The following is a 14,488-nucleotide window of genomic DNA, read 5'->3' as shown; positions in this document are numbered from 1 at the left end:
ACGGGCGGACGGTGGAACCTGATCCGTCCGACGGCTCGTCCTGAGAGGCGATGCCGAGCAGAGGGGAAGCCGTGGTGCAGTGGGATCGGCCGACCTGGGAACGGGGGCGTGTGCTCGCCGGGCTCGCCGTCGTGACGGCCGGGATGGTGGCCTTCCACCGGGCCGTGCCCAACTCCGTGGGTCACCTGGGCAGTCTGCTGGAGCAGTTCCTGCCGTGGCTCGGCCTGGTGGTCGTGGTGCTGCTGGTCCTGGCGCTGCTGCGCCGTTCCACGATCGCGTTGGTGACCCTGCTCCTGCCGGTGGCGGCGGACGTACCTCTGCGGCGGGCTGCTGTTGCCGGGGGCCGCACGCGGCGCACACGACCTGGTCGTGGTGCAGCACAACGTCAGTGACGAGAACGCCGACCCGGCGGGTACCGCGCGCTCCCTCGCCGACGCCGATCCCGATCTCATCGCGCTGGAGGAGTTGGTCCCGGCGGCGCTGCCGGTCTACGAGAAGACGCTGGCCCCGCAGTACCCCTACCACGCGGTCCGCGGCACGGTCGGACTCTGGTCGAAGCATCCGCTGACCGGGTCCCGGGCGGTGGACATCAAACCCCATGGAATCACGGAGAGTTGGCAGCGCGGGTTACGAGTCGTGGCGCACACTCCGCACGGCGAGATCGCGGTGTTCGTCGCTCACCTGCCGTCGGTCCGCGTCGGGGCGAGCGGTCTCGGATCCACGTGGCGCGACGAGAGCGCGGGCAAGTTGGGCCGGGTGGTCGCTGCCGAGAAGGTGAAGCCGGTGATCCTCATGGGCGACCTCAACAGCACGGTCGAAGATCGTGGGTTGGCCCCGCTGACCTCACGCTTGAACACGGCGCGACGCGGCTTCGCGTTCAGCTTCCCCGCCGCGTTCCCGGTGGCCCGGATCGACCAGGTGATGGTCCGCTCGGCGACCGTCACCCATATCCGTACGCTGCCCGGGACCGGCAGCGACCATCTGCCCGTGGCCGCCCGGATCGCGCCGGGCCAGGGATGAAAGCGTGCGGCTGCCGGCGCGGGTCGGTGGCAGCCGCACAGGGTCTCAGGACAATTGGTCGGCCAGCGGCCCCAGTACGGGGATCCACTCCCTGACCGAGACGTCACTGACGAGCCCGTTCAGGCGGAACGGATCCTTCTCCGTGGCAGCCAGCGCCGACTGCTTGTCGGCGGCGCGGAACAGGAGCAGCGCGCCGGGCGCGTACTCCTCGGCGAAGGGGCCAGAGACGAGGTTGATCCCCTGCTCGATGAGCACGCCGAGGAACTCCCGGTGAGCGGGGCGGACGGCGTCGCGGGCCGCGGAGTCGTCGGTGTACGTGTAGGTCACGGCGTAGATAGGCATCGTGGTGTTCTCTCCTGTGAGTCCGATTCCGAGTCCGCGGCAGGCCCGAGGTAAGTCTGAGTCTGCGGCAGGCGGGGGCGATCGCTGTGCGATTATGCTGCCCGGCTTGTCGAAAAGATCAGTACCCCGTCCGTGGGGCCTGCCTTCCGGGCACGCCACGCCGGTGGGGCGGCTGGGGGGATTGCGGTGCGGGGACGGCTGGGCGGATCTCATTTCGGGCGGGCGGCGGCAGTGACCGGGGCGGTGGCGCTCTGCTTGGGGCTGACCACCGGGTGCTCGTTCGGCGACAGCTCGGACCCCAAGAGGGCTGCGGCCCAACAACAGCGTTTCTGTGCCCAGTTCGGCCAGTGGCAGCAGGACGTCGACACGCCTGACGCCGATTCCGTCTCAGGTCAGATGGTGATCGACGCGGCGAAGGTGCTGGACCGTGAGCACCTGGACACGGGTGGCAGTCACATCCTGCGTGACGCCGAGGCGGCCGTTGTGTACCGCATGCACGACAGCGGAGCCAGGGTGGTCGCGTACTGCGACCAGGCTGGTTTCGAAACGCTGGTCGGCTGACTCAAGGGCGTTGATGCACTGACCAGGGCGTTGGGCTCCTCCGTCCGGGTCACGCGAGGCTCTCCCGGAAGCCCTGCCGCCATGAGCGGCAGCGCGGCTCCCAGCCGAGCTCCCGCCTGGCCTTGGCATTGGAGAAGCCGCGCCCCTCGGTCATCATCCGCACCGCGACCTCCCCGGCCAGCAGCCGGGCCGGCCACTTGGGAATCCGCAGGGGAGGCCTCGCACCCGCGCACCGGGCCAGGTACGGCAGCCACTCGGCGGCCGGGGCGGGTTCGTCGTCGACGATGTTGAACACGCCCGTCGCCTTCTGCTCCACGGCCAGTACGGTGGCGCTCGCCGCGTCGTCGACGTGCACCCACGAGCTGTGGCCGGTGCCGCCCCCGACGAGCGGGAACTGACGCCTGCGCACGAGTTCGACCTGGTCGTCGGTCGCGCCCGGGCCGTACAGCGCGCCGTATCGCAGAGCCGCGCCGCCGGCCTGGAGGACCACGTCCTCTACATGCCGGACCGCCGCCATCCCCGGTCCGGCCGCCGTCCCCGCCATCAAGTCGAGCGGGTCCTCCTCGGTCTTCACCCATCCGCCCTCGTGGACGCCGTTCCAACCGGCGAAGCTCTGCGCGACGAAGTGGGCCACGTCGGTCGCCTCGGCGGCGGCCAGCAGGTGGTCCGTGCCCTCGGTACGCAGCCGGTCGGTGGTCGCGAACCAGCGGTCCATGTGTTTGATGTCGGGCTTGCCGGCGATCGCGGTCATCTGGTGCACGACGACGTCCGGCCGGGCCTTCGCCACCGCCTCGCCGACCGACACCGCGTCCAGACCGTCCATCACGACAGCCTCCGCGCCCAATTCGGCGAGCAGGCACAGCTTGGCCGCGTTCGTCGTCGTAGCCGTCACCTGGTGCCCCCGGGCCACGAGCCGCGGCACCAGCCGCCGTCCCACGACCCCGGTCCCACCTGCCACGAATACCCGCACAGCCATCACCTCTTGATTCCGATTCGGCGGCCCCTCGCACCTGAGACGAGACGGCGCGGCCGTCTGTGACATGCGCAGCCACGCCTCCCCCGCCTTGCCGCACACCTGCGGGGTGGGCCGACCCGTGTCCTGCGGGTCACGCTGCTGTCCGGGGTGGTTCAGCCGACGTGCAGGGGGAGTGCGGTCAGGCCTCTGAGCAGGGTGCTGGTGCGCCACGTGAGGGTGGCCGGGTCGGTGGCGAACGCGAGGGTGGGGCGTTCGTGGAGGAGTTGGCGGAGGGCGGTGGTGGCTTCGGCGCGGGCCAGGGGCGCGCCCAGGCAGTGGTGGAGGCCGTGGCCGAAGCCGAGGTGGCTGTTGGGCGCGCGGCGTATGTCGAACCGGTCCGGGTCGGGGAAGTGCAGTGGGTCCCGGGACGCGGCGGCGAGGGAGATGAGTACGGCGTCTCCCGCAGGGATGTGCGTTCCGGCGATGTCGAGCGGTTCGGCGGCGAAGCGGAAAGCGGTTGCGTGTACGGGTGAGTTGTAGCGCAGCGATTCCTCGATGGCCGCGCCTGTCAGCTCGGGCAGGGCCCTGAGGAGGTCGAGTTGTTCGGGGTGGGTGAGCAGGGCGTGGAGTGTGCCGGAGATGAGGTTGACGGTGGTTTCGTGGCCCGCGACGAGGAGGAGGAAGGCCATGCCGAGGAGTTCCTCGCGGGTCGGAGGAGCGTCACCGGTCTCGGTCGCGGTGGCGGTGGTGGTGGCGGCGGCGGCGGCGAGGATGCTGAGCAGGTCGGAGTCCGGCGTGCGGCGCTTGTGTTCGATCAACTCGGCTAGATAGGTGGTCAGTTCGGTGGCCGCCGAGGTCGCGCGCTCGGGGTTCTCCGGCATGACCAGCGCGTTGGACCAGGTGTGGAATGCAGTTCGGTCGGATGCGGGGATGCCCAAAAGGTCGCAGATCACGGTGATCGGCAGGGGCAGCGCGTAGGCGCTGACCAGGTCGACGGTCCCGTGGTGCGGGAGTGCGGCGAGCAGGTCGGTGGCGATGGCTTCGATCCGCGGGCGCAGGGCGGTGATGCGCCCCGGGGTGAAGTGGCCCGCGACCAGGCGGCGGAGGCGGGTGTGCTGGGGTGGGTCGGTCTGGAGCATGTTGCGTCCGATGGCGTGTCCGCCGTCGTCGTGCCAGGAGGACGAGTGCCGGATGTCGTTGCGCAGGCGCGGATCGGTCAACGCGGCGCGTGCCGCGTCACGTGTGACGACCAGCCAGGCCTCTCCGCTCTCGGGGACGAGGACGCGGTGCACGGGACCCTTGGCCCGTAGGGTCGCGTAGACGGGGTAGGGGTCCGCGGCCACGTCGCGCCCGTCGGGGGCCAGGTCGTCGAGGGTGGGTGGCTGAGGGCGCTTTCCCATCTCGGTCACACCTTCCAGAGACGGGACACCGCGTCTGCGAGCGCCGTGGCCTGGGCGTGGCCGGCGCGTGCGGCGCCGGGCCTGGGAGCATCCGCGGCCATGTCGCGTCCCATGGCGCGGCGGGCGGTACGGTCCGGGGACATCAGCAGGATGTCGGCCCCCGCTGCCGCGAGTTCGGCCGCCTGCTGCTGGGCGCTCGGGTGGGGGCCCGGCGCCGAGGTCAGCGGAGCGATGGCCAGGACGCGTCGGTAGCCATGGGCCAGATGGATGTTGGCGGTGGCGCGGCTGCCGCCGTCGATCCAGCGACGTCCGGCCGCCGAGGCCGGAGGCCAGACGATGGGGACGGCGCAACTGGCCGCGACCGCCTCCGCGAGAGTGACCTGTCCGGCGGCATCGAACGCCTCCAGGGATCCTGTGTGCGCGTCGATGGCCGTGATCCGCAGGTCGGTGTCGGCGGGCCAGGCCGTGGCGTCCCGCAGCAGAGTGGCGAGGGTGCGACGGACGTCGGACTCGGGTGCTGTGCGAGCGGCGAGGGCGGCTCGTCCCAGTCGTCGTACGGACCGCTGCGAGTCACGGGAGCCGAGCGCCGCCCACAGAAACCGCAGGGTCTGGGCGGTGGTGACCGGCAGGTCGATGCGATCGGCCCGGGCCAGCTGCCGCTCGTACAACTCGCGTGCGGATTCGCCGCAGGCCATGCGTGCACCGTGGATCGCGCCCGCCGACGTGCCGATGACCACGTCGGCACTCAGGAGATCGATGCCCGCGTCGGCGAGACCGGCGAGCACTCCCGTCATCCAGGCCCCGCCCACGGGCCCGCCACCGCCCAGCACCAGCGCCGTGCCGTGACGGTCGCCCTTGTCGCCGATCCCGCTCTTGTTGCTCACGTCGCTCATGCCGCAACCCCTCAAACCCATAAACGGGGAGCACTCCCCACTTCTCGTATCGACGTTAGCATCAGTACCGGGGAGCACTCCCCGGTACCGTGAAGGGCGATGAAGATGGCAGACAGCACGGACCGCCCGGACGGAACCGCGGACACCGGAACCGGCAGAGGCAGCGGCACCGTCAGCGGCAAGGACGGTTCGGGCGCCGGCGCACCCGTCCGCCGCCGGGACGCGCGGCGCAACAGAGACCTGCTGCTCGAAGCCGCCCACGAGGTGTTCACCGAACTGGGCCTCAACGCGCCGCTGGACGTGATCGCCCGGCGCGCCGGCGTGGGAAACGCCACCCTGTACCGGCACTTCCCCCACCGCGCCGCACTCGTCGACGCGGCCTTCCGCGACCAGCTGACCGGCACCATGGACGCGGGCGACCGCGCCCGGGACGTCGACGATGCCTGGACCGGGCTGACCGGCTACCTCCAGGCCGTCTTCACCGTCCTGGCCACCGACCGCGGGACGAACGACCTCATGACCACCCACATCGAGGGCGTCGAGTCACTGGAAGCCGTACACGCCCACAACCACCGCACCATGGAACTCCTTCTCGAACGCGGCCGCGACCAGGGCACCGTCCGCACCGACGTCACCACCGAGGACGTGCTGTTCGCCCTGGCCGCACTCGGCCGCGCGGTCCCCGCGCTCACCACGGCGACCACCCCCGACGCGTGGCGCCGACCCCTCGCGCTCCTCTGCGACAGCCTCCGCGCCGCACCGACGTCGCCCCCACTCCCCTCCCCCGCGCTCACGCCCGAGCAACTCGACGACACGCTGCACCACTTCAACCGCTGACGGCCGAAGACGTCCGCCATGACCGTCCGCGAAGGCACCCCACGTCCGCTGCCAGAAGGCTCCCTCAAGGCCTCCCGATGCCGGCCCGGCCGCCCGGTGCGGCTCGCCGGAGCGTCCCGCTGCCGACCGGCGTGCCGCGCGCGGCCGACGGCGGTGAAAGTCATCGACTCCGTGAGGGGCACGCCGTGCTCATGCCCGGCTGTCCGCGGCGACCGTTCGAGCACCAGTTCCGTCCGATCACGTGAACTGGTGTGCGGGCCGGGTTTGTTGGGACGTAGGTTATGCCGTGGAAACAGTTCACGCCTCGGTTGGAAGACGGACGGTAACCATGACGGACCACGCGACGACGCCCGGAGCTGCGGCTCACCAGAAGATCGACACGTCGGTTCCGCATTCGGCCCGGATCTGGAACTACTGGCTGGGCGGCAAGGACAACTACCCCGTCGACGAGGAGGCGGGTGACGCGTACAGCGCGCTGTTCCCCGGCATCTCCACCATCGCCCGCAGCAGCCGCGCCTTCCTCCGCCGCAACATCTCGTACCTGGTCACGCAGGCGGGCATCCGCCAGTTCCTCGACATCGGCACCGGCCTGCCGACCGGGGACAACACCCACGAGGTGGCCCAGCGGATCGCCCCCGAGACCAAGATCGTGTACGTCGACCACGACCCGATGGTCCTCGCACACGCCCGCGCGCTGCTCACCTCCACCCCCGAGGGGGCGACCGCCTACGTCGACGCGAACCTGGCCGACCCCGACCGCATCCTCGCGGCGGCCGCCGAGACGCTGGACTTCACCCGACCCACGGCCCTGATCCTCAGCAACATCCTGGGCCACATGGGCGACTACGAGCAGGCGCGGACCATCGTCAAGCGGCTGATGGACGGACTGCCGTCGGGCAGCTACCTCTCCATCAACGACGGGTCGCGCGGCATCGACCCCGGCTTCGAGCAGGCCCAGGACGGCTACAACAGCTCGGGCGCCGTCCCCTACTTCCTGCGCCCGGTCGAGGAGATCACGGCGTTCTTCGACGGCCTCGAACTCCTGGAACCCGGCGTGGTCTCGGTGCCGTTCTGGCGCCCGGAGTCCGACGCCCCGGCCCCGCAGCTCATCGCCGAGCACGGCGGCCTGGCCCGCAAGCCGTGACCGGTAACTCCCTTTCCATGAACGGGAGTCACTGACCAAGCACTTCCGGAAGCCGAGGCCGGCCGGCGTCGCCGGGGGCGGATCGGGCTACGCGCCCGGATCGTCGTTCCGCCACGACGGACCGACGCCAAGTCTGCGCCTGCCGGAGTCCGTCAGCTCCGTATCGTCGGCGGAGGGCGGCTCGGGGTCAAATGGCTGCGGGGCGGCGCCTGCTCGCTCCGCGGCCGTGCGGCCTCGTGCGGCGCGCGCCGGCTCAGTGGCCTCGTCGAGGCTCGGTCCGGTGCCCAAGGGGCGGCGGGAATGGCTCACGCGGCAAAGTCTCGCAGGTCACCGCGGCAGGTTGCACCACGCCCAGCGCCTCGTCACAGCGTCCTCACGACAGCGCGGTCACGACAGCGCGGAGGGACACCTCGGTGGCGGGACCTTGGCGACCTTGGGGGCAGTCCCCGCAGCGGTCGTGACCGCGCTGTCGTGATCCGGCTTCCCGCGTCGCCGAGGTGCGGAGATGGACCGGGCACATCCCGCGCCGCCGACTTGCTGCGCGTCGCCACGGACGTCACGCCGCATCAGATCCCGTGCCGCGCAATCGACGTCACGAGGGTGCGGGGAGTCCAGCAGGGGCAGCGCATACCGGAGACCGTTGACTGCGTGCTCGCGCGACAGGCCCCCGTTGCACCCACCGCCGCCACCAGGCGAGGCGAGGGCCGCGCAATGTGACATGGAGTCATCCGGCCCCCGCCGAATGGCGTAAGCGCGATGGCAGGGGCAAGGAGGCGACCCTAGATTTCCGCCATGGCGCGATTCGTAGGCTTTTACCCTTGTATTACCAAGTCAGTTGTCGTCTCCTTCGCCGGTGCGGCGATCGCGGTCGGCCCGGTCGGCGGCGTCGCGGCCGCGGTGCCCCGCTCCGACGGTGTGAGCGATCAGATCCAGACCGCGCCGGGGACGTCGGACGCACCGGAGGTGTCCGCCCTGTCCTGGACGGTCACCGACGTCGGCACCGGCAATCTGCTCGCCGCCAAGGAGCCGCACCTTCGCCTGGCGCCGGCCAGCACCCTCAAGACGCTGTTCGCGTTGGCCCTGTTGCCGCAGTTGCCCGCTTCCACAGAACACACCGCCGTCACCGCCGACATCTCCGACGTAGCTCCCGGCAGCAGTCTCGTCGGCGTGAAGGAAGGAACCAACTACACCGTCGGCGACCTGTGGCGCGGTGTCTTCCTCAGCTCCGGCAACGACGCGGTGCACACGCTCGCCCGACTGAACGGCGGAATGGATCTCACGCTCGCGCGGATGCAGGCCACCGCGGACAGGCTCGGCGCGCACGACACCTCGGTACGCACCCCCGACGGGTACGACACTCCAGGGCAGTACTCATCCGCGTACGACCTGTCGCTCTTCGCGAAGGCCGGATTGCAGAACCCGGACTTCCGTCGCTACTGCGGGACGAAGTCGGCTCTGTTCCCGGCGGCGGGCGGCCCCAACTCCTTCGGCATCCAGAACACCAACCGTCTCCTGGTCGGATCCCACGGAGTGGAGCCCTATCCCGGGCTGATCGGCGTGAAGAACGGATACACGTCCGAGGCCGGCAACACGCTCGTCACCGCCGCGACCCGGCACAACCGCACGATCCTCGTCACCCTCATGAATCCGCAGGACAAAGACACGGCCAACGCCGTCTACGAAGAGAGCCGCGAACTCCTGGACTGGGGCTTCGACGCCGCTCCGCAGGCCATGGCGGCAGGGCAGCTGCGAAAGCCGTCCTCGCCCGCCGCGCCGCGTCACCCCGAGGCGGCCCACCACGGTGCGGGCGCCGCGCAGGCTTCCACGTCCGGGAACGCGTCGTCCCGCCTCACCCGCCATCTGGAAGCGGCCGTCGCCCTGCTCGGCCTCGTCTGTGTGCCCTTCGTCCTCAAAGCTGTCCGTCGCAGGCGCAACCGCACCACCAGGTGACGGTCCGCGCGCGCACCGGGGCGCGGCGCCTGACAGGCGACCCTCCGCGATTCCGCGCAGAATGAGGAGGTGAGGCCACGCCCGGCGCAGCCGTGAACCGGCGCGCCCACGGTTACCGAGGGCGTACGGGCCTGGAGGTTTCATGGATCGCCCCTTCGAACCGAGCGGCGTGCCCGATACACAGAGTGATCCCGAGGCTGCCGCGCACGTCGCCCTGGCAGTCAACGGCATGGGCACCTTCTCGTGGGACGTGGACGCGGGACTGATCCACTACGACGACGGGGGCCTGGCCGTCATGGGGTTCCGGCCCGGCGAGTTCGACGGCCGCCCGGCCACCCTGGGTGAGCGAATCGTGCCCAGCGAGGTGTCGGCCATCGAGGACCTGGTGGACAGGGCGCTGCGGGAGCGCTCCGGATTCAGCCTCTACTTCCGGGTGCGGCTCCCCGACGGGCGACTGCAGTGGACACACACGCAAGGTCACATCGTCCGGGACGAGCAGGACCGTCCGGTGCGGGTCATCGGGATCATCCGGGACGCGAGCCAGGAGCTGCGGGCGGTGGACCAGACGGAGCTGCTGCGGCAGGCCAGGGAGGAGCACCACCGTCCGTCCGACGCCGTCGTCCACGTCAGCGACGCCCTCGTGCCGACCGTCACCGTGGAGGACGTCGCGGAGGCCCTCACCGACTCGCGGCTGATGGAGCGGATCGGCGCCTCCAGCGTCCTCCTCGGCCTGATCGACAACGGGCGCATGGAGCTGGTGGGCTCCAACGGCGTCCACGAGGGCCTCATCCAGGACTTTCACCTGGCCCGTCTGAGTGAGCCGCTGCCGCTGACGGAGGCGGCTCGCACCCGCGAGGCGGTGTTCGTGACGAACAGGCTGGACTTCGTCACCCGCTTTCCGGCGCTGACGCCGTACCTGGCGCATTTCCCGGACGCCGCGGCAGCGGTGTATCTGCCGCTGATCGCGCAGGACACCCCGATCGGTGCCGTCGGGCTCACCTACGAGGGGCGGGCCAGCTTCCCGCCGGACGAGCGGACCGTGCTGACGGCGCTCGGCAAGGTCATCGCGCAGTCGCTCCAGCGGGCGCTGCTCTACGACCAGGAGCACGAGCTCGCCGCGGGACTGCAGACGGCGATGCTTCCCGGGATCCTGCCGCACGTGCCCGGCGTGCACCTCGCGACCCGTTACCGGCCCACGCGGGCCCGGGGCGGCATCGGTGGCGACTGGTACGACGCGCTGACTCTGCCCGACGGCCGGATCGCCGTCGTCGTCGGCGACGTGCAGGGCCACGATGTGACGGCCGCCGCTGTGATGGGGCAGTTGCGCATCGCTCTGCGCGCGTACGCCGCCGAGGGGCATCCGCCGTCCACGGCCATGGCGCGCGCGTCCGCCTTCCTCGCCGAACTCGACACCGACCGGTTCGCCACCTGCCTCATGGCCCTCGTCGATCCGCTCACGGGGATGACCTCGGTGGTGCGCGCGGGCCATCCCGAGCCCGTGCTGCGCAGCCCGGACGGAAGCTGTGCCTGGCTCGACACCCCAGGTGGCCTTCCCCTCGGTCTCAACACGCCGGGCGGCCAGCCCGCGTACCCGGTCTTCGAGACCGTCGTCGAACCCGGCTCGACTCTGGTGATGTGCACGGACGGGCTCATCGAGTCGCGCGTCGAGGACATCGACCAGGGGCGTGAGCGGCTCCTCGACGCGCTGAGCGCCGGGCCGGGGTCGCCCGACGCCCTCGCCGACCATCTGCTGGACACCATGGCCACCTACACCGGCGAGGAGGACGACGTGGCTCTCCTGGTGCTGCACCGGTCCCGGGGGAAGCCGTCCCCGGCACCGCGTATGGAGGCGGTCATCACCCCCAGCGATCCCGACGCCCTGCGCAACGCGCGGATCTCGTTGCGCGAGGCGCTGCACAGCTGGTCGCTGGAGGCTCTCAGTGACACGGCGGAACTCCTCGCCTGCGAAATGGCCACCAACGCCCTGGTGCACACCGACGGCAGCGCCACACTGACGGCCAGACCGGTACGGCACAGTGGCCGGGGTCTGCGTCTGGCCGTCAGCGACACGTCGACCGCGTCGCCCCGGCGCCGGGCCGCCCCGGAAAGGGCCACCTCCGGCCGCGGCATGATGCTCATCGAGGAGCTCGCCACCGCCTGGGGCATCGAACCCCGTGGCAACGGCAAGACGGTGTGGTGCGAGCTGTCCCTCGATCTGGTCTAGCCACGGACCTCACGAGCCCTCCCCCATGCTCAACTCCGGTGTGGGACGGCTGAATCCGCGGGTGAGCCAGAGCAGGTGGGCGCCTCCCACGGCGAGCCAGCACAGTCCGATGGTGAGGGCGACCGCGCTGAGCCGGGTCATCAGGTAGATGGTGACGCAGGCGCCGAGCGCGGGCGCGACGACGTAGCCCAATACCTTCACGCCGCCCTCGCCGCGGTTGCGGACGAAGTGGACGACGACACAGGCGTTGACCGCGGTGAAGGCGAGGAACGCCCCGAAGTTGATGAACGATGTCGCGGTCGCGAGGGAGATGTTGAGGCCGAGCACACACATGGCGCCGGTGAGCAGGAGACAGAGCACCGGGGTCCCGGTCCTCGGATGCAGCGCCCCGAAGAACCGCTTGGGCAGCACACCGTCACGGCCCATGGTGTAGAGCAGGCGGCTGGAGCTGAGCTGTACGGCGAGGCCCGAGGCGAATCCGCCGATGATGCCGGCCATGTTGGTCCAGTCGGCGAACGTCTGGCCGCCGACCTCGATGGACATCGCGTACGCGACGACCTCCGGGTCCTCGAACACGCCGCCCGGGTGGACGAGTTGCATGACGTAGGCCACGGCGGCGAAGAGGAGTCCGCCGGTCGCGATGACGAGGACGACGGCCCGGGGGATGGTGCGCCGCGCGTCGCGGGTCTCTTCGGAGAGCGTGGTCACCGCGTCGAATCCCAGGTAGGAGTAGGCGGCGATGGCGGCGGCCGTCGAGATGCCGCCGAGGCTGCTCCCGCTGTTCCACAGCGGCTGTGTGTAGGACTTCGGGGTGTGGTGTCCGAGGTGGACCAGGCAGTACGCGACGAAGAGCAGCACGATGAACACGGCCAGGCCGGTCAGGACTTTGTTGACGCGGTCGGTCAGGGTGAGCCCGATGATGTTGACGAGCGTGGTCAGGCCCGCGTTGAGGAGCATCCACCCCCAGACCGGGATGCCGGGGAACTGCGCGTTCAGGTAGATCGACTGGACGAGCCAGGCGACCATGGGCAGGAAGAGGTAGTCGAGCAGCACGGCCCAGCCGACGAGGAAGCCGACCGGTGAGCCGAACAGGTTCCTGGTGTAGACGTACGCCGAGCCGGACGTCGGGTAGTGGCGGGCCATTTTCGCGTAGCTCAGCGCGGTGAGGAACATGGCGCCCGTGGCGACGAGGAACGCGGTCGGCGCGGCGCCCGAGCTGGCCGCGGAGATCACGCCGAAGATCACCATGACCATGCTGGGCGCCATGTAGGCGAGGCCGAAGGTGACCACCGACGTCAGCGACAGCTTCGGGGTGAGGCTCACGGAGGTGTCACTCATCGCCGGACTCCGCGGCGGGGCGCTCGAAGACCGTGTGTCCGGTGGGGCGCAGGTCGTGCGGGGTTTCGCGGGAGACGGCGGGCCGCCAGGTGGCGGGGTCGATGCGGCCGTTGTAGAGCGGCAGCTCCAGCGGGGCGTCACCGGCGGTGAAGTGGTCCCAGGGCCAGGAGTCCCCACAGGTCCCGTACTTTCGCGCGGCCGCGACGCGGTCGAAGTCGACGACGCTGGTCAGTGTGACGTCCTCCATGCCGGCGGCGGCGACCTGGACGTGTCCCTCGGGGTCCACGAGGATGCTGCGGCCGTGGGCCGTGGGGCCCGCGCCGTTCACGCTGGCCACCCAGACCTGGTTGACGATCGCGTTGGCCTGGTTGACCGGGATTTCCTGGGCGCGTCCCGCGGTCGGCGTCTGGACCACGTTGATCACCAGCTCGGCGCCCATCCACGCGAGGTGGCGGGTGAGCTCGGGGTACCAGCTGTCGTAGCAGATCGAGAGGCCGACGCGGCCGTGTCCGGGTATGTCGAAGACGACGAAGTCCCGGCCGACGCAGACCGGTTCGTAGGGGCGCCAGGTGAAGATCTTCCGGTAGCTCGCGACGAGTTCGCCGTCCGGGTTGTAGACCACGGCGGTGTTGTAGACGCTGCCGTCCGCGTCGCGTTCGAGGACCGTCCCGGGCACGAGCCAGATCCCCAGCTCGCGCGCCAGGGCTCCCAGCGCCTTGCCGCGCGGGCCGTCCAGCGGCTCCGCGTGGGCGTCGTACAGCTCCTCGGCGGAAAGCGAGGCCGTGCCCAGTGAGTAGAGGTGCGCCTCGGGATAGACGACGAGGTCGGCCGCGTCGGGCGACTTCATGCGCAGCCGCAGGCCCTCGGCGAACTGCTCGAAGGACTCCGCTGGTGCCTGGACGAGGGCAAGACGTAGATGGCGGCTCATGGGGTTCCTGACTCTGGTGGACGACCGGCACGGGCGCTCGACGGCCTGCCGATCGGTGTGACGGGGACACGGAACCCGATGCGCAACGACGTTGTCAACGGTGTTGTCAGTTCTGCTGACCAACCTTGGTAAAGTTCCGCCATGGCGAAGAACACCGCGACCGCGGCCCCGACCGAGCGGTCCGGGGGCGACGCCGCCCGGCAGCCCACGCGGCGGGAGCGCAGGACCCTGCGGCAGGAGGCAGCGGTGAACGCCGCGTTCACGCTCGCCGAGCGGGAGGGCGTCGCCGGCCTGACGATGCGCAGGCTGGGCCAGGAACTGGACGTCGACGCGGCCGTGCTCTACCGGCTGTTCCGTGACAAGGACGAGCTGCTCCTCGCCGTGTGCGAGCGCACCATCGAGACCATCCTCGACGAGATCGGCGAGGTGCCCGGCGACGAGCCCTGGCAGGACACGCTGCGCCGGGTCGCCGAGGCCACCTGGCAGGTGCAGACCCGCTTCCCGGCGATCACTGTGCTGACCTTCGCGCGCACCACGGGAGGGCCGTGCGAGGCCCGGCTGGTCGAGCTTCAGCTCGCCACGTTCACACGCTCGGGGCTCGCCCCCGCCGAGGCCGTCCTGTACTACAGGACCTTCGTCGACACCGCCCTCGGACTCTGCGCCCACTCCGCGGCGCTCAGCTCACTGGACCCCGAGGTGCGGGAGAAGGACGCCACCGCGTGGACGCGGGTCTACGCGCATCTGCCCGCGGACGAGTACCCGGCCACCCGGGCCCACATCGACCAGCTCGGCTCCGTCAGCCAGAAGGCCCTCTACGACACTGCGGTGGAAGCGGTCGTCTCCGCGATCGAGCGGGCCGCCGGCGGCGGTTGACGCAACGCCCGAGGCACCGCGTC

12 protein-coding genes and 1 pseudogene are annotated in these 14,488 nt (G+C 70.7%); 7 read left to right on the top strand and 6 right to left on the bottom strand.

Annotated elements, in window-relative coordinates; genetic code table 11:
* Nucleotides 1-110: 110 nt before the first annotated feature.
* Nucleotides 111-1,020 (top strand): annotated as a pseudogene (locus tag OHO83_RS41375) (endonuclease/exonuclease/phosphatase family protein).
* Nucleotides 1,021-1,065: 45 nt separating this feature from the next.
* Here the strand turns inward: OHO83_RS41375 and OHO83_RS41370 are convergent.
* On the bottom strand, nt 1,066-1,362 hold the full coding sequence (locus OHO83_RS41370) for a YciI family protein (protein WP_266666427.1): 297 nt from the start codon (nt 1,360-1,362) through the stop codon (nt 1,066-1,068).
* Nucleotides 1,363-1,593: 231 nt separating this feature from the next.
* On the opposite strand from OHO83_RS41370, the gene OHO83_RS41365 reads away from it, so the two are divergent.
* Nucleotides 1,594-1,923, top strand: coding sequence for a hypothetical protein (locus OHO83_RS41365; protein ID WP_330280631.1), 330 nt, complete (start codon nt 1,594-1,596; stop codon nt 1,921-1,923).
* A gap of 49 nt (nt 1,924-1,972) precedes the next feature.
* Here OHO83_RS41365 and OHO83_RS41360 read toward each other — a convergent pair whose 3' ends face one another.
* The 3 genes from OHO83_RS41360 to OHO83_RS41350 all read right to left on the bottom strand — a co-directional run bounded on the left by OHO83_RS41360 (nt 1,973) and on the right by OHO83_RS41350 (nt 5,171).
* Complete coding sequence (locus OHO83_RS41360; protein WP_266666431.1) at nt 1,973-2,899, bottom strand: NAD-dependent epimerase/dehydratase family protein; 927 nt, start codon at nt 2,897-2,899, stop codon at nt 1,973-1,975.
* A 152-nt stretch (nt 2,900-3,051) separates the two neighbouring features.
* The gene (locus OHO83_RS41355) at nt 3,052-4,278 is read right to left on the bottom strand and encodes a cytochrome P450 family protein (protein ID WP_266666433.1); all 1,227 of its coding nucleotides are present in this window, start codon (nt 4,276-4,278) and stop codon (nt 3,052-3,054) included.
* A 5-nt stretch (nt 4,279-4,283) separates the two neighbouring features.
* A complete protein-coding gene (locus tag OHO83_RS41350; protein ID WP_266666434.1) occupies nt 4,284-5,171 on the bottom strand; it encodes a patatin-like phospholipase family protein in 888 nt (295 codons plus the stop codon).
* Nucleotides 5,172-5,270: 99 nt separating this feature from the next.
* Between OHO83_RS41350 and OHO83_RS41345 the strand changes: the two genes are divergently transcribed.
* The 4 genes from OHO83_RS41345 to OHO83_RS41330 all read left to right on the top strand — a co-directional run bounded on the left by OHO83_RS41345 (nt 5,271) and on the right by OHO83_RS41330 (nt 11,326).
* Nucleotides 5,271-6,008: a TetR/AcrR family transcriptional regulator gene (locus OHO83_RS41345; protein ID WP_266666436.1), complete on the top strand. Its 738-nt coding sequence runs from the start codon at nt 5,271-5,273 to the stop codon at nt 6,006-6,008.
* 328 nt (nt 6,009-6,336) lie between these two features.
* The gene (locus OHO83_RS41340; protein ID WP_266666437.1) at nt 6,337-7,152 is read left to right on the top strand and encodes an SAM-dependent methyltransferase; all 816 of its coding nucleotides are present in this window, start codon (nt 6,337-6,339) and stop codon (nt 7,150-7,152) included.
* Nucleotides 7,153-7,944: 792 nt separating this feature from the next.
* Complete coding sequence (locus OHO83_RS41335; protein ID WP_266666438.1) at nt 7,945-9,102, top strand: D-alanyl-D-alanine carboxypeptidase family protein; 1,158 nt, start codon at nt 7,945-7,947, stop codon at nt 9,100-9,102.
* A 142-nt stretch (nt 9,103-9,244) separates the two neighbouring features.
* On the top strand, nt 9,245-11,326 hold the full coding sequence (locus tag OHO83_RS41330) for a SpoIIE family protein phosphatase (RefSeq protein WP_330280630.1): 2,082 nt from the start codon (nt 9,245-9,247) through the stop codon (nt 11,324-11,326).
* Nucleotides 11,327-11,335: 9 nt separating this feature from the next.
* Here OHO83_RS41330 and OHO83_RS41325 read toward each other — a convergent pair whose 3' ends face one another.
* Together OHO83_RS41325 and OHO83_RS41320 are read right to left on the bottom strand one after the other, a co-directional pair.
* Nucleotides 11,336-12,664, bottom strand: coding sequence for an APC family permease (locus tag OHO83_RS41325; protein WP_266666440.1), 1,329 nt, complete (start codon nt 12,662-12,664; stop codon nt 11,336-11,338).
* On the bottom strand, nt 12,657-13,592 hold the full coding sequence (locus tag OHO83_RS41320) for a carbon-nitrogen hydrolase family protein (RefSeq protein ID WP_266666442.1): 936 nt from the start codon (nt 13,590-13,592) through the stop codon (nt 12,657-12,659). Before OHO83_RS41320 ends, OHO83_RS41325 begins: the two co-directional genes overlap by 8 nt.
* A 141-nt stretch (nt 13,593-13,733) precedes the next feature.
* Between OHO83_RS41320 and OHO83_RS41315 the strand changes: the two genes are divergently transcribed.
* Nucleotides 13,734-14,465 carry a TetR/AcrR family transcriptional regulator gene (locus OHO83_RS41315; protein ID WP_266666443.1) on the top strand — a complete coding sequence of 244 codons (732 nt, stop codon included), beginning with the start codon at nt 13,734-13,736 and terminating at the stop codon, nt 14,463-14,465.
* Nucleotides 14,466-14,488 lie beyond the last annotated feature (23 nt).

Source organism: Streptomyces sp. NBC_00569 (assembly GCF_036345255.1).
Taxonomy (GTDB): Bacteria; Actinomycetota; Actinomycetes; order Streptomycetales; family Streptomycetaceae; genus Streptomyces.
This window is presented reverse-complemented; position numbering and strand designations above follow the sequence as displayed.